Source organism: Actinoallomurus rhizosphaericola (assembly GCF_024055675.1).
GTDB lineage: Bacteria > Actinomycetota > Actinomycetes > Streptosporangiales > Streptosporangiaceae > Actinoallomurus > Actinoallomurus soli.
Map to the genome: position 1 here is coordinate 626190 of NZ_JAMXMW010000001.1, position 22196 is coordinate 648385.

Below are 22196 nucleotides of genomic sequence, written 5' to 3' on the forward strand. Positions count from 1 at the left end.
GCCCGCCGGCCGAGTTCCTCGGCCGTCCCGTTCCCTGAGCGGGCGTCGGTGCCTTCCGGTCGTCCCGTGCCCTGGGCTCCTCAGGCCCCGGTGCGGCGGCGGGCGCGGTAGGCGGCGACGTTCGTACGGTTGGCGCAGGCGTCGGAGCAGAAGCGCCGCCGTCCGCCCCGCGAGTCGTCGGCGTAGACCCGGTCGCAGTCGGCGGCGGCGCACACGCCGATCCGGTCGAGGCCGTGGTCGCACAGCAGTTCGGCGAGGTTCATCAGCGTCGTCGCGCGGACCCGGTGCGCCAGGTCCACCTCGGGCGGCGCGTAGTGGACGTGCAGCCCCAACGCGTCGTGGTCGGCCAGGTGCGGGTGCATCGGCACGTCGGACAGCAGCCCGTTGAGCAGGGCGACGGCCGCGTCGAGGCTCTCGGCCTCGAAGAAGGAGCGCAGCGTCCGGGCCCACGGCCGCAGCTCCGCCGCGGTCGCCGGGGTGAAGCTCTGCACGAAGAACCCGTGCTCGGCGAGGACCGCCCGCAGCGCCTCGTCGCCGTCGTCCCCGTCGCGGCCGGTGACCGCGTTGACGAGCGCGGCGGCGGCTCCCACGCCATGGCTCTTGTAGCCGGTAATCCGCATTGCCGCATTTTCCCGTATGTGAGAGTCTGTAAGCGTCTTTTCAATCTAAAGGATTACACGACGCGACGCATAGGCGGAATTCCGGTGAGTGACTGCCCCACCTGCGGCTGGCCCGACTCCGATCTCCACGAGGTGCTGTCCCGGCACCTCACCTCCGAAGGCGTGGTGACCTACAGCCGGTGCGTCTGTGGCGAGATCCAGGTGCGCCTGCGCCCCTACGCCGCCGACCGCCCTCTTTAGGAGAGCCGCTTCAGTCGCGGCCACAGGCGGTCCCAGGGCACGCGCTGGCCCCGGCAGATCCAGATCGGCTGTCCCTGCTCCTCGTTGTCGATCCGTACGCCGTCGTCGACCCGCCCGGCGATCTGGACGTCCGACCAGTACCGGGTGAGCTGATCGCGGTCCGCAGGCAGGACGATCACCGGAGCGCCGTCGTCCGCCGGCCGGCCGAGGTACCACAGGCCGTTCTGGCCCCCGTAGGCCTTCGGCAGGCCGTACGCCCCGCCGTACCGGTCGATCGCGCCGGCGACGCCGTAGTCCCCGGCCAGGATCACGTATCCGGGCCGGTACGCCTTCGCCACCGCCGCGGTGAGCGCCGGCCAGCCGACGGTCTCGCGGGCGTCGTAGCTGATCGCGGCCTCCGGCGTCGCGTGCAGGACCCGCAGCGGATAGACCGGCAGCAGCAGGCCGACGGTCGTGAGCGGCACCACGCCGAACATGACCCACCGGAGCCGCCATCGCTCGGCCGCCTGCGCGCCGGCCGCCCACAGCGCCGGATAGGCGCCCATCATGTAGTAGTGCTTCCCGCCGGTGATCAGGAAGACGACCAGGAGGAGGCCGTACGCCCAGACGAACAGCCGCCACGGCCCGCGCCAGAGGCGTGACAGCCCGGCGATCCAGATCGGAGCGGTGAAGATCCCCGTGTCGATCAGCTGCCAGGGCAGGAAGCCGAGCCGGCCGCCGTCGGTGCCCTTGGCCGCGATGACCTGTCCCATCTTCACCTGCGGCCAGCCGTGCCGGGCCTGCCACCACAGTCCCGGCAGTGCGGCGAGCACGGCCACCGCCGCGCCGGCGTAGAGCAGCGGGCGCCGCAGGAGCTCACGGGGACCGGCGAGCAGCACCCCGATCAACAGCGCGGCGAGGAAGGACACGATCAGGAACTTGACCTGCACTGCGATGGCGGCGACGAGGCCGACGCCCAGCAGGAGGCGGTCGTCCCGGACCCGTACCCACCGGGCCACCAGGAACGTCACGGCCGTCCAGGCGACGACGTCGAAGATGGTGGGCTGCATGAGGTGCCCGCCGAGCGCCAGGGCGGGCGTGACCGCCCAGGCCAGCGCGGCGACCGTCTGAGCGCGCGGACCACCGCCCATCTCCCGGGCGGTGAGCGCGGTCAGTACGACGCCCGCCATGAACGCCAGGGCCGAGGGCAGGCGCAGCAGCACCAACGAGTTTCCGGCGACGGCCGCGTACAGCGGGACGAGCGGAGGCTGATCCGGGTACCCCCACGCGGGATGCGCGCCGACGGCGCGGAAGTAGAGTTCGTCGCGGTGATAGCCGTACCGGGCGCTCAGCGCGGTCAGGACGACGCCGGCCGCGACGCTGACGGCCAGTACGGGTCTCCAGGCGAAGGGCATGGCCCGATCATGAGCCGGAACCTCGCCGCTGTCACCGGTGTGGCAGGCTTTAGACGACCGCGAAAGGGGTGGACAGGTGCGACGCTGGCATGGCCTCGACGAGGTTCCCGCCGACTGGGGCAGGTCCGTCGTCACCATCGGGGTGTTCGACGGGGTTCACCGAGGACACCAGCGCATCGTCGCCCGGGCCTCGGAGTTCGCCCGCGAGCTCGAACTACCGACCGTGGTGATCACCTTTGACCCGCACCCGGACGAGGTCGTGCGCCCCGGCACGCACCCGCCGCTGCTGTGCTCGCCGAAGCGGCGCGCCGAGTTGCTGGCGGGCCTCGGGGCCGACGCCGTGATGATCCTGCCGTTCACGCTGGAGCTGTCCCGGATGGGGCCGGACGAGTTCGTCCAGTCGGTCCTCGTCGACCGGCTGCACGCGGCCCGCGTCGTCGTGGGGGAGGACTTCCGGTTCGGCCACAAGGCGCGCGGCGACGTCGCCCTGCTGCGCGAGCTCGGCGACAAGTACGACTTCGAGGCGGAGGGCGTCCCTCTGGTCGCCAACGGCGAGCCGATCTCCTCGACGCGGATCCGCGAGCGGCTCTCCGCCGGGGACGTCGACGGCGCGGCGCAGCTGCTCGGCCGCCCGCACCGGGTGGAGGGCGTCGTCGTCCGCGGCGCGCGGCGCGGCCGTGAGCTCGGCTTCCCGACCGCCAACCTGGAGCTGCCGCCGCACACGGCCATCCCGAGCGACGGCGTGTACGCCGGCCACCTCAACTGCGCCGGTTACGGGCAGGCCCGGGGCGACGACTCGGCCGGGTTCCCGGACGCCTGCTGGCCGGCGGCGATCTCCATCGGCACGAACCCGACGTTCGAGGGGGAGGAGCGCACGGTCGAGGCGTACGCCCTGGACCGCGACGACCTCGACCTGTACGGCGAGCACGTGAGCGTCGACTTCACGGCCCGGCTGCGCGACACGCTGAAGTTCGACTCGATCGAGTCGCTGGTCGAGCAGATGCGCCGCGACGTCGACCGCGCCCGGGAGATCACCGGTTCCTGACCGGACGGGGGGCCGGGGGAACAACCCGGCGTACGGCCGCGTTAGCGTGGGTGACGGGCTGCCCGGCATGACGTGGTACCGTGATTTGCCGCTGGGGAAGTGACCGGTAGTAGTCGGCTGCCCCGCGCAGGGCGAGACGGCTCTTCCCGAGTCGCCGCCCCTCCACCCGGGAGACTGTGGGTACGCATGGTTCCCGGGTGTGTCCCACACGATCGCGTACCCGAACGAGAAGGAGAGCCGTGTCGCTGGACACCGCCACCAAGAAGCAGATCATGGCCGAGTACGCCACCGTCGAGGGTGACACCGGGTCGCCCGAGGTGCAGGTCGCGCTGCTCACCAAGCGGATCAACGAGCTCACCGAGCACCTGAAGACCCACAAGCACGACCACCACAGCCGTCGTGGCCTGCTTCTGATGGTCGGCCGCCGCCGCCGTCTTCTGGGATATCTGCAGAAGAAGGACATCAACCGGTACCGGCAGCTGATCGAGCGTCTCGGCCTCCGCCGATAACGTCCGGGAGGGAGCGGCGCATGCCGCTCCCTCTCTTCGTATAACTCAACAGAACCCGCGGCCGCCCCGTACGGTGCGCCGGGCGCCGGTCCTCGGTAGTGGCCCTCGGATCACGGATCCGACGGCTTCGATCGAAGACCGGCACCTCTTACCAGAGCGCCGCACCTCCGGGTACGCGTGCGGGTTCGCCCAACCCGAGGAGGTTTCACATCGTGGATGGTGTGAAGAGCGCCGAAGCCGTCATCGACAACGGCAAGTTCGGCGAACGCAAGATTCGATTCGAGACGGGCCGGCTCGCCCGTCAGGCGTCCGGTTCGGCCGTCGCCTACCTCGACGACGAGACGATGGTGCTGTCCGCCACGACGGCGTCGAAGAAGCCGAAGGAGAACCTCGACTTCTTCCCGCTCACCGTCGACGTCGAGGAGCGCATGTACGCCGCCGGGCGCATCCCCGGCTCGTTCTTCCGCCGCGAGGGCCGGCCGAGCGAGGACGCGATCCTCACCTGCCGGCTGATCGACCGGCCGCTGCGCCCCTCGTTCAAGAAGGGCCTGCGCAACGAGATCCAGGTCGTCGAGACGATCCTGGCCCTGCACCCGGACCACCTGTACGACGTCGTCGCGATCAACGCCGCGTCCATGTCGACGCAGCTCGCGGGCCTGCCGTTCTCCGGCCCGATCGGCGGCGTGCGCGTCGCGCTGATCGAGGGCCAGTGGGTCGCGTTCCCGACCCACTCGGAGCTGGAGAACGCCACGTTCGACATGGTCGTCGCGGGCCGCGTGCTCGAGGACGGCGACGTCGCGATCATGATGGTCGAGGCCGAGTCGACGCCGGGCACGCTCAAGCTCATCGCCGACGGTGCCGTGGCGCCGACCGAGGAGACGGTCGCGGAGGGCCTGGAGGCCGCCAAGCCGTTCATCAAGGTGCTCTGCCAGGCGCAGAGCCGGCTCGCCGAGGAGGCGGCCAAGGAGACGGCCGAGTACCCGATCTTCCTGGACTACCAGGACGACGTGTACGCCGCCGTGGAGGCCGCCGTCCGCACCGAGCTGGCCCAGGCGCTGACGATCGCCGGCAAGCAGGAGCGCGAGACCGAGCTCGACCGCGTCAAGGCCCTCGCCGCCGAGAAGGTCGGCCCGGACTTCGTCGAGCGCGAGAAGGAGATCGGCGCCGCGTTCCGCGCGCTGACCAAGAAGCTCGTGCGCGAGCGCGTCATCACGGAGAAGGTCCGCATCGACGGCCGCGGCGTCAAGGACATCCGCCAGCTGACCGCCGAGGTCGGCGTCGTGCCGCGCGTGCACGGCTCGGCGCTGTTCGAGCGCGGTGAGACCCAGATCCTGGGCGTGACGACGCTGAACATGCTCCGCATGGAGCAGATGATCGACACGCTCAACCCGGAGCGCACCAAGCGCTACATGCACAACTACAACTTCCCGCCGTACTCCACCGGCGAGACCGGCCGCGTCGGCTCGCCGAAGCGGCGTGAGATCGGGCACGGCGCCCTCGCCGAGCGCGCCCTGATCCCGGTGCTGCCGACCCGCGAGGAGTTCCCGTACGCCATCCGGCAGGTCTCGGAGGCGGTCGGCTCCAACGGCTCCACCTCCATGGGCTCCGTCTGCGCCAGCACGATGTCGCTGCTGTCGGCCGGCGTCCCGCTGAAGCAGATGGTCGCCGGCATCGCGATGGGCCTGATCAACGAGGGCGACGAGTACGTCACGCTGACCGACATCCTCGGTGCCGAGGACGCCTTCGGCGACATGGACTTCAAGGTCGCCGGCACCCGTGACGTGATCACCGCGCTGCAGCTCGACACCAAGCTCGACGGCATCCCGGCGAACGTCCTGGCCGCCGCGCTCAAGCAGGCCAAGGGCGCCCGGCTGGCGATCCTCGACGTCATGCAGGAGGCCATCGAGGCCCCCGGCGAGATGAGCCCGAACGCGCCGCGGATCATCACGATCAAGGTTCCGGTCGACAAGATCGGCGAGGTCATCGGCCCCAAGGGCAAGATGATCAACTCGATCCAGGACGACACCGGCGCCGAGATCACCATCGAGGACGACGGCACGATCTACGTCGGCGCCACCGACGGCCCGTCCGCCGAGGCCGCGCGGCAGGCGATCAACTCGATCGCCAACCCGCACATGCCGGAGGTCGGCGAGCGCTACCTCGGCACCGTGGTGAAGACCACCACGTTCGGCGCCTTCGTGTCGCTGCTGCCCGGCAAGGACGGCCTGCTGCACATCTCACAGATCCGCAAGCTGCACGGCGGCGGCCGGATCGAGAACATCGACGACGTCATCAAGGTCGGCGACAAGATCCAGGTCGAGGTCACCGAGATCGACGCCCGCGGCAAGCTGTCGCTGGCGCCGGTCGAGGTCATCGAGCAGGAGGCCGCGGCCGCCGAGGCGGGCGGCTCCGACGACGAGACGGCCGCCCCCGCGGGGGACGGCGCGCAGGCCGAGCGCCCGGAGCGCCGCGAGAGCCGCGAGAGCCGCGACGGAGGCGAGCGCCCCCGCCGGCGCCGCACCCGCAGCGGTGGCAGCAGCAACCGTGGCGACAGCGACCGCAACTCATGACGCTGCTCGCCAGGGAACAGGAGCCCGGCTCCACCTTCGTCGTTCACCCCGGCGCCGACGGCGCCGGGGTGGTCCGGCGGACCGTCCTTCCGGGCGGGCTGCGCATCGTGACCGAGACCGTCCCCACCGTGCGTTCGGTGGCCTTCGGCATCTGGGCCGGGGTCGGGTCGCGTGACGAGTCGATCGAGGACGCCGGCGCCAGCCACTACCTCGAGCACCTGCTCTTCAAAGGCACGCGCAAGCGCACCGCGCTGGAGATCTCCTCGCTGATGGACGCGGCGGGCGGCGAGATGAACGCCTTCACCGCCAAGGAGTACACCTGCTACTACGCGCGGGTGCTCGACTCCGACATGCCGCTGGCCATCGACGTCGTCTCCGACATGGTGACGGACTCCCTCATCGAGCCGCAGGACGTCGACGCCGAACGCGGGGTGATCCTCGAAGAGATCGCCATGCACGACGACGACCCCACCGACGCCGTGCACGACGAGTTCTCCGCCGCGCTGTTCGGCGACACCCCGCTGGGTCGGCCGATCCTCGGCACGGTCGAGTCGATCAGCGGGATCGGCCGGGACCGCATCGCGCGGTACTACCGGGAGCGCTACGTCCCGCAGAACCTCGTCGTCGCGGCCGCCGGCAACGTCGACCACGACGAGGTCGTGCGCCTGGTGCAGGCGGCGTTCGCGGGCGTCCTCGGCGACGCCTCGCAGCTGCCCAGCGCCCCGCGCATCGGCGGCCCGGGCGCCTCCCCGGCGTCGGGCGTACGCTCGATCGTCCGCCCCACCGAGCAGGCCAACCTCATCCTCGGCTCGGTCGGCATCACCCGCGTCGACGAGCGCCGCTTCGCCCTCGGCGTGCTCAACGCCGCGCTGGGCGGCGGGATGTCCTCCCGCCTGTTCCAGGAGATCCGGGAGAAGCGCGGGCTCGCGTACTCGGTGTACAGCTACAACTCCCAGTACGCCGACACCGGCATCTTCGGGGTGTACGCCGGGTGCCTGCCGGCCAAGGTCGACGAGGTCCTCGAGATCTGCCGCGACGAGGTCGCCAAGGTGGCCGAGCACGGCATCACCGAGGAGGAGCTCGAGCGCGGCAAGGGCCAGCTGCGCGGATCGTTCGTCCTGGGCCTGGAGGACACCGGATCGCGGATGAGCCGCATCGGCAAGAGCGAGCTGGTCTACGACAGCCTGCTCTCGGTCGATGACATCCTGGGCCGCATCGAGGCCGTCACGCTGGACGACGTCCGTACGGTCGGCCGCGAGATCCTGGGCCGCCCGATGACGATGACCGTCATCGGCCCGTTCGAGGGCCGCGACTTCACGCTCTGATCCACGCACGTCTTCGAGGGGGTTCCCGGGGCCTGTGAGGGCCTTGGGAGCCCCCTCGGCCGTTCGCCGGGGGATTGATCTGTCCTGGCGGATGCCGCGCCGCGAACGATCACACGGTCGCCGTGCGGCGGCAGGACGGCGGAACCGTGATGGAAGGAACATCGTGATGCCGCGGAGTGCGAGCTCTGGCTTCCGGTCGGCTTCTTACAGTTCCAAGGTGGAGTTACTGGCCGGCGCGGGGGGTGCCGGTGGTGGCTGGATCTGGAACGCGGTCACCGGACAGATCGTTCGAGCTTTCGCGCGGTCGAGTGCACGCCTCGGCCGAGTGGCCTTCGCGCCGGAAGGCACCGCCGTCGCCGCGACGACGCAGGATGGAGAGCTGCGGATCTGGCGGGAGGACGGAGCCGATCTCGTGATCCCCTCTCTGGGCATGGACGTGACGATGGCCTGGAGCCCTGATGGATCGAGTATCGCGACGGGAGACCCGGAAGGGGTCATCGCGGTATACGACGCGGTCTCCGGGAAGCGCGTCCGAGGGTTCCGGACAGGTCCACCCGGTAGGCCCTTTGATCATGCCGTCCGTGTGATGGCCTGGCGTCCGTGTGGTTCGGCGATCGCGGTGGCGGACGGTTCCGGGTACATCAGGCTATGGAGCCTGGACACGGCTACGTCGGAACAGTTGGCGATGACCCCCTCGCTGGTCTACTCGATGTCGTTCAGCCGGGACGGTCACCACGTGGGAGTCGCCGGGCAACACGGATACGCGGCGATCCTTGAGACCGGTGCCGAGCGGGCCATGGTCACTCTCGTCGGACATGTCGATACGCTCGCAGCCACCGCCTTCTCCCGTGACGGCAGAATCTTCGCGACGGCGGGCAGGGACCGTGCGGTCCGCGTGTGGGATGTGCGGACCGGCAAACTCAAGAATGTCTGCTCTGAGCTCAAGGCGCAGATATTCGCGATCGGCTTCACCTCCGATGACACGCAGCTCGTCGCCGCTGACGGAGACGGCTCGATCGCCAGATGGGATTCGGCCTCGGGCAGGCTGGTGTCGGTCGTCCAAGGATCGGCTCCCGGTCTTGGGGAGGCTCCTGTCCAGCTTTACGAGCCCTCGGCGCCGTGGTGTCGGATGGTCGAGAAGATCCGCTGGAGCGACCTACGCTGCGGCTGCGGCAACAGCGGCGCCCACCTCCCCGCGGCCCTCGCCGGCCTGCTGTCCGCTCGAACCGGCCGGGAGCCGAGCGGCCGAGGTCTCGCCGGTCACATCGAAGAGCAGGGCATGCTGTTCGAGGTCGCGGTCGCCGTCACGCAGGTGCTTCTCATCGCACTAGAAGGAGACCTGCCCGCGGCTTCCCGCCGTACGGTGCTGTCCGTGTTGCTCGACATGGTCTCCGGAGAGTCACACTATTCGGAGGCACGGAGCGGGAGGCCGGACCTCGAATTCGAATGCCAACGCATCGTAAGGGAGCGAGCCGGAGTGTTGTACCGTGAGCTTCGAGAGGAGACCACTCCGGGCGGCTCTGCCTATGCGTCCGAGATTCTGCGGTACGTGCAATAGGGGCGCGAAATGTGAATCGCTTCGGGGGTGGGCGTGTCTATCCTTGGGAGGGGTAAGTATGCCACCGGAGTGATCATGTATGCGGGCGGATTCCCCGGGTCGTTTGCTGACCCTCGCCCCTAATGCGGCCGTACCATCACCGATCAAAGGACGCCGTGCGCCGCAAACAATGCGTCATCTCGTGCCTGCTGGTACTCGGTGCTCTCGGTCCGGTGGCCGCGTGCACCGATGCGCATAAGGGTCCGCCCGCCGATCCGCGGGCTTATGGTGGAAGTGACCGCAACGTAACACTGTCCGCCGCATTGCATACCTGCGGCTTCCGGGTTCCCGCGACCTCGTCCGATCTCAAGTATCTGACGCGGAAAGAGTGGGACGGCCTGGTGTTCCTCGTCCGGTTCACCACGGACAAGGCCGGCTATGGCGACTTCCTCAAGAGTGTCGGCCTGACCGAGGGCGTTCTCGTTCCGGCCGACTCCTCGGCGTTCGACCTCGACGGAACCCGGCTGGGCTGGAGGCTCAAAGCCGGCCGCCGGTACATCACCGGGACAGGCTCGAAGGGTCTCCCGTCCTCTGCGACCTACAACCTGACCGTCGATATCACCGATTCCTCGTCCCCGACGGTCTACGTAGAGTGCATCACCGACTGAAGCATCGTCGCCTGGATAGGCGGCAACGCTGCGTGAGCCGTGGAGAGCGGAGGTCCGGGGCTCGGCGATAGGCTCGGCTGGGCTATCGGACGGGAGGACGTCGTGATCAAAGTCGGGGTGCTGGGGGCGCGCGGGCGCGTCGGGGCGGAGCTGTGCCGGGCGGTCGAGGCTGCGGAGGACCTGGAGCTGGTCGCGGCGGTGGACGCCGGCGACGACCGGGCGCCGCTCGAGGCCGCGGAGGTCGCCATCGACTTCACGCATCCCGACGCGGTCATGGACAACCTGCGCTGGCTGATCGAGCACGGCGTGCACGCCGTCGTGGGCACGACCGGGTTCGACGAGGAGCGCCTGACGACGGTGCGCGGGTGGCTGGGGGAGCGACCGGGCGCGAACGTCCTGATCGCCCCCAACTTCGCCGTCGGCGCGGTGCTGATGATGAGCTTCGCGCAGAAGGCCGCCCCGTTCTTCGACTCGGTGGAGATCGTCGAGCTGCACCACCCGAACAAGGCGGACGCCCCCAGCGGCACCGCCCGGCGCACCGCCGAGCTGATCACGGCCGCGCGGGAGGAGGCCGGGGTCGGGCCCTCGCCCGACGCGACCACGACCGGCCTGGACGGAGCGCGCGGTTCTGACGTGGACGGTGTCCACGTGCACGCCGTCCGGCTCGCCGGGCTGATCGCGCACCAGGAGGTGCTGCTGGGCGGGCACGGCGAGACGCTGACGATCCGGCACGACTCGCTGAGCCGCGAGTCGTTCAGCCCCGGTGTGCTGCTCGCCGTCCGCCGCGTTGCCGAGCTCCCGGGTCTGACGATCGGCATCGAGTCCCTGCTGGGCGTCTGATCCGTCGTCGTCTGAGCCCCGACCCTCCGACCAGGGCCGGGGCTCAGCCGTGCCGATGGGTGCCTTCAGCGGACAACGCCGAGGATCGTGGTGCCGCCGGCGACCACGATCCTCGGCACTGACGGCGGCCCCAGCCACCGTCGCCCAGGTCTCCGCCCAGGTCTCCGCGCATGTCAGACGTTGCCGTCGGCGTTGCCGGATCGAACGCGACGATTCGGACACCTCGCCTCTACATCGGCGGCAACTTGGCGACGGCGGCGGCGAAGTGGCCGCGCCGGCGGTGAGATCGCGGCGGTGGTGAGGTTACGGCGGCGGCGACATGGCAAGAGCGACGGCAAGTCGGCTGCAACGTCGGTGACGGGACGGTGGCCGGCTCGGGCGAGCCGACCGACCACGGCGACGGTGGTCCGGCAGCGGCAGCGGCGGCGAAGCGGCCCCACCTACGGCGAAGCGGCCGCGCGGGCAGCGGCGAAGCGGCCCCACCTGCGGCGAACCGGCCGCGCGGGCGGTGGCGAGCCGGCCGCACCAATGGCGGGCCGGCTACGGCGGCGAACCTGCCTCACCCCGGCGAACCTGCCTCGCCCTGGCGAATCCGCCTCGCCTCGGCGAACCCGCCTCACTCCGGCGGTCTAGGCGTTCAGGCGGGTCAGCACGCTCTCGATCACGCTGTGGACCGACTCGCGGGAGCCTCGGCGGAGGTAGGCGCGGACGCGGCCCAGGACGTCGACGCGGGTTCCGTGGCCCAGGCCCGCGCGCAGGTGGAGCGGGCCGGAGCGGCCCGGCGGGCCGTACCACCAGGCGGCGTCGCGGGCGTGGTGCCGCAGCACCTCGCCCGCGTACGCCCCGGCGAGCACGATCAGATCCCCGTCGCTGAACTTCTCGTCCTCGTCGTCGGCGCGCAGGCCGTGCAGGCGCCGACGCTCCTCCAGGGCGTCGTCCACGAGTGCGAGGGACTCGACGGAGCCGTCGAGCCCGTTCGCGGCGGCGAACGCCGCCGCGTTCGCGCCCTGCAGGGCCCCGAGGTCCGGCGTTCCGTCCAGCAGGTTGGGGTGGCGGGCCGGGCGTCCCTTGGCCGGGCGCGGGCGCGACGGGCTGCCGATCGTCGCGGCGATGTCGCGGTCCCACAGGAACTGCAGCACGCTCTCGGGCGGTTCGCCGGTGCTGTGGACCAGGACGGTGGAGCGGTGTCCCTCGCCGCCGATCCGCTCGGCGTGCGCGAGCGCGCCGGCCACCTTGATCATGAGCTGGACGTACTCCAGGGCCTCGCGGTCGGGCGCCCAGTCGTCCGCCACGAGCCACAGCCCCTGGTCGCCGCCGGGGGGACCTGTCACAAGGTCGACGCTGTCGAGGTCGGCGAGGCCCACAGGATGAACTCCGTACGGGGGAAGTGTTCGCTGCGGCGAACATTGTCGCCCCGTTGGGCATCCGTGTGCACTTCGACCCGCCGCGCGCCCGATACTCGCGTGATCGGGACCGGCGGCCGTGCCGTTTACCGCCGATGCGGCCGGGGTAGGCGTCCCACGAGATGGACAGGCTGGTGGGAGAGGTCCTCTCGCGGGTGCTGGCCCGATCGCATCTGCTCCGGCCGGGGTTCACCGCGGAGATCATCTCCGATGAGGCGCGTCCGCTGGGGGTCCGGGACGCCACGGTCTACCTCGCCGACCTCGAGCAGGAGAACCTGCGGTCGATGCCGCGGGTAGACGGCCGGATCGTGCCGACGCTGGGGATCGACTCGACTCTCGCCGGGCGGAGCTACCGGGCGCTCGAGATCGAGTACGGCCCGCCGGACGAGGACGGCCTGTACCACGTGTGGCTGCCGCTGATGGACGGCAGCGAACGGATGGGCGTGCTGGAACTCGTCGTGGAGGACACCGACGAAGAGACGCTGAACTGGTGCCGGGCGCTCGCCTCGCTGGCGGGCCTCATGATCGTCAGCAAGAGTCACTACAGCGACGTCCACGCCCAGGTCCGGCGGAGCCAGCGGATGGCGTTGCAGGCCGAGATGGTGTGGGCGTTCATGGCGCCGCCGATGTTCGCCACCGACGACTTCGTCGTCGCCTGCGCGCTCAGGCCGATCTACGGGGTGGGCGGCGATGCCTACGACTATTCGCTGCTCGGCGACCATCTACACATCATGATCCTGGACGCGGTCGGGCACGACCTCGCGTCCGGGCTGATCGCCAGCGTCGCGCTGGCCAGTTGCCGCAACACGCGCCGCGCCGGCGGGGATCTCGGCGCCATGGTGGCGTACGCGGACCACGCGATCGCCAGCCAGTTCGGCCGTTCGCGGTTCGCGACGGCGCTGCTGTGCGACCTCGACGTCGAGACCGGCCTGTTCAGCTGGATTCCCTGCGGGCACCCGCCGCCGCTGCTGATCCGGGAGAACGAGGTCGTCAAGGAGCTCTTCCGCCGGCCGCGGCTGCCCCTGGGCCTGGTGAGCGACGGCGAGGGCCCGAGCTTCGACGAGAGCCCGCCCCTCTACACCGAGCAGCTCCAGCCGCGGGACCGCCTGCTGCTCTACACCGACGGGGTCGTCGAGGCGCGGGCCGCCGACGGGAGTCTGTTCGGTGTGCGGCGCCTCAGTGACTTCATCATCCGCCACAGCGCGGCCGGTATTCCGGCCATGGAGACGCTGCGCCGCCTCAACCGTGCCGTCATCGACTTCCAGCACGGCCGGCTGGGCGATGACGCCACCACCGTGCTCGTGCAGTGGCGCCCCGAGGACCTGCGGCCGAAGTTCGAGTTCTGAGCTCCGCGCCCTCAGGGTTCCGGCCCGGACGCTCAGGGGGTCGGGAAGCCGTATTTGCGCAGGATCGCCGTCGCGGTGGGGGAGCGGAGCCAGGCGACGAAGTCCTTGGCGGCCTCCTCGTGGCCGCTCGCGCGCAGCGCGGCGGCGAAGTAGGTCGCGGTGACGTTCTGCTGGGCCGGGATCGGCACGCTGGTCGCCGCGATGCCCGCCGACCGCATGTCGGTGACGTAGACGATGCCCGCGTCGGCAGCGCCCGTACGGACGCGGGTGAGCACGGTGCGGGCGTCGGCCTCCTCCGACCGCGGCCGTACGACGACGCCCGCCTTGGCCAGGACCTGGGCGGCGTACCGTCCCACCGGCACGATCGGGCCGCCGAGGACAACGCGCAGCCGGCGGTCGGCGAGTGAGGCGAGGCCTTGGACGTGCCTGGGGTTGCCGGGGGCGACGGCGATGGTCATGGAGTTGTAGGCGAACGCGCGCCGGCCGGTGACCCTGTCGGCGACGGTGTCCATGGACGCCTGGTCCGCGGTCGCCAGCACGTCGGCGGGCTCCCGCTCCTCGACGTCCATCGCCAGGTCCTGCGAGCCCGCGAACTCGAACCGCACGGTCACGTTCTTGGCGGCCGCGCCGTACGCCGTGCCGAGCTCCTCGAACGCCTCGGTCAGCGACGAGGCGGCCAGGACGTTCAGCGTGATCCGCTCGTCGCCGGAGGCGATGCCGCAGCCGGACAGCGCCAGCGCGACCGCGGCCAGCGCGGCGACACGTGGCATGGGGGGCATGCGGGCTACTTTAGGACGACCCATCCGCCATTACCGGGCACAACGCGCCGTCGGCGCAGATATCGGGGTGTCGCGGTTCAGGCCGGATATGCGTGCGTCTCGGTGGCCTTCACCGCCGCCCAGACGCGGTCGCCCTCGGCGAGGCGGAGTTCGGCGAGTGCGGCGGGCGTCACGTCGGCGGCGGCCGGGACGGGTCCCTCCAGGTGGACCCGGATCTGGTCCGCGTGGGGTTCGATGCCGCCGACGGTCGCCTCCCAGAGGTTGCGCGGGCTGCCGTCGGGGCGCGTACGGAACAGCGCGACCGCCGATGGGGGGAAGGCCAGGAAGACCTCGCCGTGCAGGGCCTCGGCGGTGTTGAAGGTGACGGCGTCGCCGGCCAGGGTGACGGTATGGCCGTCGGCCGTCCCCCGGTACAGGTTGAGGCCGACGAGCCGGGCGACATAGTCGGTCCGCGGGTGCCGGGCGACGTGGGCGGGCGTCCCCTCCTGGACGACGGCGCCGTCCTCGATGACCACGAGCCGGTCGGCCAGCGCCATGGCGTCGAGGGCGTCGTGCGTGACCAGGACGGCCACGCCGTCGAAGGCGGCGAGGTGGCGGCGCAGCCCGGCGCGTACGGTCAGGCGGGTGTGCGCGTCGAGCGCGGACAGCGGCTCGTCGAGCAGCAGCAGCCGGGGCCGTACGGCCAGCGCGCGGGCGAGCGCGACGCGCTGTGCCTGCCCGCCCGACAGCGTGCGGGGGCGGCGGGCCGCCTGGTCGGCGAGGCCCACGCGTTCCAGCCACTCCGCCGCCAGCCGGCGGGCCTCTCTCCGGCCGACGCCCTGGCAGCGCGGGCCGAACGCGACGTTCTCCAGGGCGGACAGGTGCGGGAACAGCAGGTAGTCCTGGAAGACGACGCCGACGGCGCGGCGCTCGGCGGGCCGGTCGTGCCACGGCTCACCGTCGACGTGAAGGTGGCCCTCCGACAGCGGGGTCAGGCCGGCGAGCGCGCGCAGCGCGGTGGTCTTCCCGGCGCCGTTGGGGCCGAGCAGCGCCACGACCTCGCCGGGCGCGGCGGTGAGCGCCAGGTCGAGGGTGAAGGCCGCGCGCCGTACGACCAGCCGAGCGTCGATCACGACACCCATCGCCCCCGCAGTCCGGCCAGCACGACGACCGAGACGGCCAGCAGCACGAGGCTGAGCACGATGGCGGCCTGCGGGTCGTTCTCCAGCGCGAGGTAGACGGCCAGCGGCATCGTCTGGGTACGGCCGGGGAAGTTGCCGGCGAACGTGATCGTGGCGCCGAACTCGCCGAGCGCCCGTGCCCAGCACAGCACCGCTCCGGCGCCGACCCCGGGCGCGATGAGGGGCAGCGTGACGCGCCGGAACGTCGTCCACCGCGAGGCGCCGAGCGTGGCGGCGGCGTCCTCGTAGCGCAGGTCGGCGGCGCGCACCGCGCCCTCCACGCTGATGACGAGGAACGGCAGGGCCACGAATGCCTCCGCCAGCACCACGCCCGCGGTCGTGAACGGCAGCGTCAGGCCGAACCAGCGGTCCAGCCAGCGCCCCACCAGGCCGTTGCGGCCCAGCGCCAGGAGCAGCGCCACCCCGCCGACGACAGGGGGGAGCACCAGGGGCACGGTGACGAGGGCGCGCACCAGCCGCCGGCCGGGGAAGTCGATCCGCGCCAGCACCCAGGCCAGCGGAACTCCGAGGACCAGGCAGAGCAGCGTGGCGAGCGTCGCGGTGAGCAGGGACAGCCGGAGGGCGTCGAGGATCTCGGGCCGGGCCAGGCGTGTGCCGAGCGTCGACCACGGCGCGCGGACCAGCAGGCCCAGGAGCGGCAGGACGAGGAAGCCGAGCCCGATCAGGGCGGGCAGCACCAGCATCCACGGCGCCCGCCGGTTCACGGCCTTTCGAACCCCGCCTGCTGCAGCGTCGCCTGACCCTGGGGGGAGAGCACCGACTGGACGAACTCCCCGGCGAGGCCGGGCTGCGGCGCCTTGGTGAGCGCGGCGATCGGGTAGTCGTTGATCGCCTGGGCGGCCTCGGGGAAGTCGATGCCCTGGACCTGCCCGGCGGCGGCCTTCACGTCCGTGCGGTAGACGAGGGCGGCGTCCGCCTCGTTCAGCCGGACCTTCGTGAGGGCGGCCTTGACGTCCTGCTCCTGGGAGACCGGCTTCACGGTGAGCCCGGCGGCCTTTAGGGCCTTGAGCGCCGCCGCGCCGCAGGGCACCTGTGGGGCGCAGAGCACGACCTTCGTCTTCGGGTTCGCCAGGTCCTGGAGCGACGTGACCGTGCCGGAGGCGCCCTTCGGGACCGCGATCTCCAGGCGGTTGCGCGCGAACACGCGCGGCGCCGAGGCCCCGCCAGCGTCGGTGACCTGCTTCATCGTGGCGGGGCTGGCCGCGGCGAACACGTCCGCGGGGGCGCCCTGGTCGATCTGCTGCGCCAGGGCCGAGCTGCCGCCGAAGTTGAACTTCACCCGGACGCCCGGATGAGAGGCCTCGAACGTCCTGCCGAGGGCGGTGAACGACTCGGTGAGGGAGGCGGCGGCGAAGACCACGACGGTCCGCGTGCCGCTCTTCACCCCCGGGCCGTCCTTGGCGCCGGTGTCGCCGCAGCCGGTTGCGAGGGCGGCCGCCAGCCCGGCGATCGAGGCGATCCGGAGCGTGGTGCGATGGCGTCTCATTGGGGCAGCTCCACGACGACGTTGGTGGACTTGATGACCCCCACGGCGACCACGCCGGGCTCCAGGCCGAGCTCGTCGGCCGCCTCCCGGCTCATGAGGGAGACGACGCGGAACGGCCCGGCCTGGATCTCGACCTGCGCCATGACGCCGTCGCGTACGACCTCGGTGACGATGCCGCGCAGCCGGTTGCGGGCCGAGGACGGCACCGTGCCGCCCCGGTCGGCGGGGGAGCGGACGAAGGCCGCCAGGTCCGCTCCCGAGACGATCCGGTGGCCCTGCTCGTCGCGCCGGGCCGGCAGTCTCTCCGAGTCGATCCACCGCCGCACCGTGTCGGCGCTGACGCCGAGCAGGGACGCGACCTCACTGATCCGGAACGCCGTCACGCGGATCAGTGTAACCCTCGCGGATGCGGGTAACCGCCCCGATATCCGGTGTCGGATGCGAGGGGTTATGGCCGTTATGCCTCGCGGTCGCGGCTCAGACGGTGGTCACCACCTGGTCGTACTCCAGGCGCGGGTTGCGCGGGAACCAGGCGTCCGGGCCGGGCTTGCCGATGTTGACGACCGCGAGCACCTGGTGGCCGCCCTCGGGGAAGAACTCCTTGGCGACCCCTTCGGCGTCGAAGCCCGCCATCGGCCCGGCCGCCAGGCCCGCGGCGCGCACGCCGATGATGAAGTAGCCGACCTGGATCGCGCCGTTGAACGCGGCCATCTTGGCGCGGGCCTCGGGCACGCCGTGCAGGTCGTCCCGGGCCCCGGGACGGTGCGGGAAGACGGTCGGCAGGTGCTCGTGGAAGTCGCTGTCGGCGGCGAGGACCGCCACCAGCGGAGCGGTGGCGGTCTTGGCCTTGTTGCCGTCGGCCATGTGCGCGACGAGGCGCTCGCGGGCCTCGGGAGAGCGGACCAGGACCACCCGCAGCGGCTGGGTGTTCATGGCGGTGGGCGCCCACTTGACGAGGTCGTAGATGGCGCGCACCTGCTCGTCCGACACCGGCTCGTCCGTGAAGGTGTTCGCCGTACGGGCCTGCCGGAACAGGATGTCCTGAGCGGTGGGGTCGATGCTCAGCGGGTCGCTCACGGTCACTCCTCATTCAGTGTGTGGTGGTCGGTCCACCCGACGGAGGGTGTGAACGCTGATTGAAACTTCAATCATCCCGTGGGTGGTGTGATCCGGCTCACGTACGCCCAGAACGCTACAGGGCCAGGCCGAGGGTGAAGAGCGCGCCGAAGATGATCTGCAGCCGGCCGGTCTCGCCGAGTACGGCGATCAGCGCCGGGCCCTTCGCCCCGCGCAGCACCCGCATGCTCGGCGCGATCGCCCACAGCGCCGACAGGAGCGCGATCATCGCCCACGGCCGGGCGAGCGCGACGAGCACCACGCACACGAAGGCCGCCACGAAGCACCCGGTGTACAGCAGACGTGTGCGCCCGTCGCCGAGCAGGACCGCGAGCGTGCGCTTGCCCGCCGCGGCGTCCGTGGGGATGTCCCGCAGGTTGTTGACGACGAGCATCGAGCAGGACAGCAGCCCGACCGGCACCGCCGCCACCCACGCCGCCCACGGCAGGCTCTCCAGCTGCACGTACGCCGTGCCGACCACCGAGACGAGGCCGAAGAACACGAAGACCGACAGCTCGCCCAGCGCGCGATAGCCGTACGGGCGGGAGCCGCCGGTGTAGAACCAGGCGGCCGCGATCGCCACCGCGCCGATCAGCACCAGCCACCAGCTGGTGACCGCCGCGAGGACCAGGCCGGCCACCGCGGCGAGCAGGAAGCAGCCGAGCGCCGCCGCCAGGACCTGCTTCGGCGGCGCGACCTTCGAGCCGACCAGGCGCATCGGACCGACGCGGACCTCGTCCGTACCGCGGATGCCGTCGCTGTAGTCGTTGGCGTAGTTGACGCCGATCTGCAGCAGCAGCGCGACCACCAGCGCCAGCAGCGCGCGCCACCACACGAAGTGGCCGTAGCCGATCGCCACGCCGGTGCCGACGGCGACGGGGACGATGGAGTTGGGGAGGGTTCGGGGCCGCGAGCCGGCGACCCACTGGGAGAGGGTCGCCACTATCGCCCTTCCTCGAAGCCGATGATCATGCAGATGATTCTTCCCGACCGGTGCCGGACCGCAGCCGGAGGGTCAGCAGCAGGCCGACGGCCAGGAGCGCGGCGGTGGCGAAGGCCGCGCGGTCGGTGGCCGCCGCCAGGCTCTCGTCCGCGGCGCGGGACAGCCCGGGGTCCTTCCGGCGCAGGTCATGGGCGAACGTCCCGGCGCTGTCGCGCAGCCGGTCGGCGTACACCGCGCCCTGCCGGGCCGGCAGACCCGCCTCGTGCAGCCGGGTGGTCATCGCGTGGCTCAGCCCGACCGCGAACACCGCGCCGATCAGCGCGATGCCCAGCGCCGACCCGACCTGGCGCGCCGTCGACTGGGTGCCGGAGGCGAGGCCCGTGCTGGCGGGCGGGACGTCGCGCAGCACGATCCGGGTGAGCTGACCGGTGGTGAGGCCGAGGCCGATGCCGTAGACGAGCATCCACGGGGCGAGGCCGAACCCCGTGGTGTCGGCGCGCGTGGTCAGGCCGATCAGCGCCGCCGCGATCACCTCGAGGGCCATCCCGGCCTGCAGCATCCGGGCGGCGCCGAGGCGGCGCGACAGCCGCGCCGACATGCCGCCGGCCAGGAAGGTGCCGACGGCCAGGGGCAGGATCGCGACGCTCACCTGCAGCGGGGAGTTCCCGTGCACGTCCTGGAGGAACAGCGGCAGGACGAACATCAGCCCGAGCTCGCCGACGCTGATCAGGGAGGCCGCCGCGTTGCCGCGCCGGAAGTCGGGAATGCGGAACAGCGACAGGTCGAGGACGACCGGCCGCCCCGCCGCGGCCCGCGCCCGCTCCACCACGACCAGCGCGACCAGCATCACGACTCCGGCGGCCAGCGCCACCGGGATCGGCGACAGGCCGAAGTCCGGCCAGCGGAACGGGCCCGCGGAGAACGGGCGGGTGGCCGACCACCAGCCGTACCGCTGGCCCTCGATCAGGGCGAACACCAGCGCCGCGAGGCCGCCCGCGCTGAGCACCGTTCCCGGCGGGTCGCCCACGCGGCGCACCGCCGGATCACGCGTCTCGGGCACCAGGACCGCCGTGCCCGCGAGGATCAGCGCGCCGAGCGGCAGGTTCACGCCGAACGCCCAGCGCCAGCCGTACGACGTCGCGAGCCAGCCGCCGAGCAGCGGGCCGAGTGCGGCCATGCCGCCGATCAGCGACCCCCAGATCCCGAACGCGATCGCCCGGTCCCGGCCCGTGAAGACGGCCGTCACGGTGGACAGCGCCCCCGGCAGGGTCATCGACGCCCCGATCCCCTGCAGGGCCCGTGCCCCCACCAGTGCGGACCCGCTGCCGGACAGCGCCGCCAGCACGCTCGCCACGACGAACACGACGGTGCCGAGCACGATCATCCTGCGCCTGCCGTACGCGTCGGCCGCACGCCCGAACGGGATCAGCAGCGCCGCGAACACCAGCGAGTAGATCGAGGTGACCCACTCCGCGCCGGTCGTCGTCAGCCGCAGCTCGGCGACGATCCGGGGCAGCATGACATTGACGATCGTGGCGTCGACGATGATCAACGAGACCGCGAGGCTGATCACCACCATCCCCAGCCAGCGCCGCCGTCCGGGCGAGCCGGCCGAGGACGTGGGCAGGGGAGGAGCCGAGCGCAAGGTCATGGAAGGGTTCCAGAGCGGTCTGTTCGATCCTGAATCGTTCGGCGTCAAAACTACCCCCGCCCTCCCGTACCCCCGCCGGGCCCCCTCACGGTGACCTCACGGCTCGGGCCCCCCGCTGGCCCTCCACGCCCTGAGCACGGAGAATGTCTGCCGTGCGAACCTCTGAGGCCGACCTCGAACGCATGTCGCTGTCCCGCCTGCTGGCCGTCGCCGGTCACCTCGTCGCCATGCGCTGGCAACGGCTCATGGGCGGATACGGCCTCACCCCCCACGGCCTGGCCGTCCTCGACTCCCTCGAACAGGGATCGGCGCTCACCCAGCGGGAGCTCGCCCGGCGCTGCGGCGTCGCCCCCTCGACACTCAACCACACCGTCGACCACCTCGAGCGCTCGGGCTGGATCGAACGCCGGCGGGACGTCACCGACCGCCGCCTCGTCAGCCTCGCGCTCACCGAGACGGGGCGCCGCCAGCTCCGGCAGGCCCAGGACGCGGCCGGCAGCGAGATGGACCCGATGCTCGACCACCTCCCCCCGGCCGACGAACGGATCGTGCGCGACTTCCTCCTCGCCACCGTGCTGCGCTTCCAGTCGATGGACGACGCCCTGGCCGACCCGGCCGCCCCCAGGACCGGGCGCCTCTGACCGTCGCGGTCCGTCCAGGCGCGGATGATCGGATGATCGCCCCGCCCGTCCGAGGACGGGAACGGCGGAATCTGTCCGCCCGCGGTGTTAGGTTGCCGCGCATGTCCTTCGACCTGCTGGAGCTCCTTCCCGACGCCTGGCGCGAGCGCGTGGAGCCGCTGCTCGACCCCGACGCCACCCGGCGGCTGAGCGACTTCGTGGCCGCGGAGTACGCCGCGGGCACCGTCTACCCGCCGCAGCCCGACCTGTTCAGCGCCTTCCGCCTGTGCGCGCCCGACGACGCCCGGGTGCTCATCCTCGGCCAGGACCCCTACCACGGCGCGGGCCAGGCGCACGGGCTCAGCTTCAGCGTGCGGCCGGGCGTGCGGATCCCGCCGTCGCTGCGCAACGTCTTCAAGGAGCTCCACGACGACCTCGGCGTTCCGGTGCCCACGACCGGGGACCTGACCCCGTGGGCCGAGCGGGGGGTGCTCCTGCTCAACTCGGTGCTGACCGTGCGCGCGGGTAAGGCGGGCTCCCACGCGGGCAAGGGCTGGGAGGAGTTCACCGACGCCGTGATCCGGGCCCTGGACGCCAAGAGCGAGCGGGTCGTGTTCGTGCTCTGGGGCGCCTACGCCCGCAAGAAGCGCGACCTGGTCACCGGCGCGCAGCACGTGGTGTTCGAGGCCGGGCACCCCAGCCCGATGAACCCTCGGGGCTTCCTGGGCAGCCGGCCGTTCAGCGCGGTCAACAAGGCCCTGGCCGACGCCGGTGAGCCGCAGATCGACTGGACCCTCGACCGCCCGGAGTAGCGCCCCGGCCGCGCGAGCCGGTCCCGCCGACGGGTGCCGCCCGCCCCGTCGGTGCGGCCCCCCGGCCTGCGGGTGAGGGCCCGGCCTGCGCGGTGAGGGGCCAGCCTGCGG

22 protein-coding genes are annotated in these 22196 nt (G+C 71.7%); 11 read left to right on the forward strand and 11 right to left on the reverse strand.

The features are described from left to right. Nucleotides 1–80: 80 nt before the first annotated feature. On the reverse strand, nucleotides 81–620 hold the full coding sequence (locus tag NE234_RS02990) for a CGNR zinc finger domain-containing protein (RefSeq protein ID WP_252776680.1): 540 nt from the start codon (nucleotides 618–620) through the stop codon (nucleotides 81–83). An 84-nt stretch (nucleotides 621–704) separates the two neighbouring features. Here NE234_RS02990 and NE234_RS02995 point away from each other — a divergent pair, with 84 nt between their 5' ends. Continuing rightward, a complete protein-coding gene (locus tag NE234_RS02995) occupies nucleotides 705–860 on the forward strand; it encodes a hypothetical protein (protein ID WP_252776681.1) in 156 nt (51 codons plus the stop codon). Here the strand turns inward: NE234_RS02995 and NE234_RS03000 are convergent. Further along, the gene (locus NE234_RS03000) at nucleotides 857–2254 is read right to left on the reverse strand and encodes a glycosyltransferase family 39 protein (protein ID WP_252776683.1); all 1398 of its coding nucleotides are present in this window, start codon (nucleotides 2252–2254) and stop codon (nucleotides 857–859) included. The genes NE234_RS02995 and NE234_RS03000 overlap by 4 nt on opposite strands. Before the next feature lie 76 nt (nucleotides 2255–2330). On the opposite strand from NE234_RS03000, the gene NE234_RS03005 reads away from it, so the two are divergent. The 7 genes from NE234_RS03005 to dapB all read left to right on the forward strand — a co-directional run bounded on the left by NE234_RS03005 (nucleotide 2331) and on the right by dapB (nucleotide 10748). Continuing rightward, complete coding sequence (locus NE234_RS03005) at nucleotides 2331–3299, forward strand: bifunctional riboflavin kinase/FAD synthetase (protein ID WP_252776686.1); 969 nt, start codon at nucleotides 2331–2333, stop codon at nucleotides 3297–3299. Between the two features lie 239 nt (nucleotides 3300–3538). Then, nucleotides 3539–3808, forward strand: a complete 270-nt coding sequence (gene rpsO / locus NE234_RS03010) for a 30S ribosomal protein S15 (protein ID WP_252776688.1) — start codon at nucleotides 3539–3541, stop codon at nucleotides 3806–3808. 212 nt (nucleotides 3809–4020) lie between these two features. Then, the gene (locus NE234_RS03015; protein ID WP_252776690.1) at nucleotides 4021–6378 is read left to right on the forward strand and encodes a polyribonucleotide nucleotidyltransferase; all 2358 of its coding nucleotides are present in this window, start codon (nucleotides 4021–4023) and stop codon (nucleotides 6376–6378) included. Then, entirely contained in the window at nucleotides 6375–7703 is a 1329-nt protein-coding gene (locus tag NE234_RS03020) for a M16 family metallopeptidase (RefSeq protein WP_252776692.1), read from the forward strand. The genes NE234_RS03015 and NE234_RS03020 overlap by 4 nt, the downstream gene beginning before the upstream one ends. 217 nt (nucleotides 7704–7920) lie before the next feature. After that, on the forward strand, nucleotides 7921–9261 hold the full coding sequence (locus tag NE234_RS03025; RefSeq protein WP_252776694.1) for a WD40 repeat domain-containing protein: 1341 nt from the start codon (nucleotides 7921–7923) through the stop codon (nucleotides 9259–9261). Between the two features lie 155 nt (nucleotides 9262–9416). Further along, complete coding sequence (locus NE234_RS03030; protein ID WP_252776695.1) at nucleotides 9417–9908, forward strand: hypothetical protein; 492 nt, start codon at nucleotides 9417–9419, stop codon at nucleotides 9906–9908. Between the two features lie 102 nt (nucleotides 9909–10010). Continuing rightward, the gene (dapB, locus tag NE234_RS03035; protein ID WP_252776697.1) at nucleotides 10011–10748 is read left to right on the forward strand and encodes a 4-hydroxy-tetrahydrodipicolinate reductase; all 738 of its coding nucleotides are present in this window, start codon (nucleotides 10011–10013) and stop codon (nucleotides 10746–10748) included. 629 nt (nucleotides 10749–11377) lie between these two features. Here the strand turns inward: dapB and NE234_RS03040 are convergent. After that, entirely contained in the window at nucleotides 11378–12112 is a 735-nt protein-coding gene (locus tag NE234_RS03040; RefSeq protein WP_252776699.1) for a hypothetical protein, read from the reverse strand. Nucleotides 12113–12273: 161 nt separating this feature from the next. Here NE234_RS03040 and NE234_RS03045 point away from each other — a divergent pair, with 161 nt between their 5' ends. After that, complete coding sequence (locus tag NE234_RS03045) at nucleotides 12274–13497, forward strand: PP2C family protein-serine/threonine phosphatase (RefSeq protein WP_252776700.1); 1224 nt, start codon at nucleotides 12274–12276, stop codon at nucleotides 13495–13497. 32 nt (nucleotides 13498–13529) lie between these two features. Here NE234_RS03045 and modA (NE234_RS03050) read toward each other — a convergent pair whose 3' ends face one another. The 8 genes from modA (NE234_RS03050) to NE234_RS03085 all read right to left on the reverse strand — a co-directional run bounded on the left by modA (NE234_RS03050) (nucleotide 13530) and on the right by NE234_RS03085 (nucleotide 20653). After that, complete coding sequence (gene modA / locus NE234_RS03050; protein WP_252776702.1) at nucleotides 13530–14276, reverse strand: molybdate ABC transporter substrate-binding protein; 747 nt, start codon at nucleotides 14274–14276, stop codon at nucleotides 13530–13532. A 77-nt stretch (nucleotides 14277–14353) separates the two neighbouring features. Next, a complete protein-coding gene (locus NE234_RS03055; RefSeq protein ID WP_252776704.1) occupies nucleotides 14354–15397 on the reverse strand; it encodes an ABC transporter ATP-binding protein in 1044 nt (347 codons plus the stop codon). Further along, nucleotides 15385–16140, reverse strand: coding sequence for a molybdate ABC transporter permease subunit (gene modB / locus NE234_RS03060; RefSeq protein ID WP_252777415.1), 756 nt, complete (start codon nucleotides 16138–16140; stop codon nucleotides 15385–15387). The genes NE234_RS03055 and modB overlap by 13 nt, the downstream gene beginning before the upstream one ends. Nucleotides 16141–16157: 17 nt before the next feature. After that, nucleotides 16158–16943 (reverse strand): molybdate ABC transporter substrate-binding protein, encoded by a 786-nt coding sequence (modA, locus tag NE234_RS03065; protein WP_252776707.1) that lies wholly within the window; start codon nucleotides 16941–16943, stop codon nucleotides 16158–16160. Continuing rightward, nucleotides 16940–17326 (reverse strand): TOBE domain-containing protein, encoded by a 387-nt coding sequence (locus NE234_RS03070; RefSeq protein ID WP_252776710.1) that lies wholly within the window; start codon nucleotides 17324–17326, stop codon nucleotides 16940–16942. The genes modA (NE234_RS03065) and NE234_RS03070 overlap by 4 nt, the downstream gene beginning before the upstream one ends. A gap of 94 nt (nucleotides 17327–17420) precedes the next feature. Further along, nucleotides 17421–18020, reverse strand: coding sequence for a malonic semialdehyde reductase (locus NE234_RS03075; protein ID WP_252776713.1), 600 nt, complete (start codon nucleotides 18018–18020; stop codon nucleotides 17421–17423). Between the two features lie 115 nt (nucleotides 18021–18135). Further along, nucleotides 18136–19002: a 1,4-dihydroxy-2-naphthoate polyprenyltransferase gene (locus NE234_RS03080; RefSeq protein WP_252776715.1), complete on the reverse strand. Its 867-nt coding sequence runs from the start codon at nucleotides 19000–19002 to the stop codon at nucleotides 18136–18138. Nucleotides 19003–19027: 25 nt separating this feature from the next. After that, entirely contained in the window at nucleotides 19028–20653 is a 1626-nt protein-coding gene (locus tag NE234_RS03085; RefSeq protein ID WP_252776716.1) for an MFS transporter, read from the reverse strand. A gap of 152 nt (nucleotides 20654–20805) precedes the next feature. On the opposite strand from NE234_RS03085, the gene NE234_RS03090 reads away from it, so the two are divergent. Further along, a complete protein-coding gene (locus NE234_RS03090) occupies nucleotides 20806–21294 on the forward strand; it encodes a MarR family winged helix-turn-helix transcriptional regulator (protein ID WP_252776718.1) in 489 nt (162 codons plus the stop codon). A 101-nt stretch (nucleotides 21295–21395) separates the two neighbouring features. Next, nucleotides 21396–22085, forward strand: coding sequence for a uracil-DNA glycosylase (gene ung / locus NE234_RS03095; RefSeq protein WP_252776720.1), 690 nt, complete (start codon nucleotides 21396–21398; stop codon nucleotides 22083–22085). Nucleotides 22086–22196: the final 111 nt, after the last annotated feature.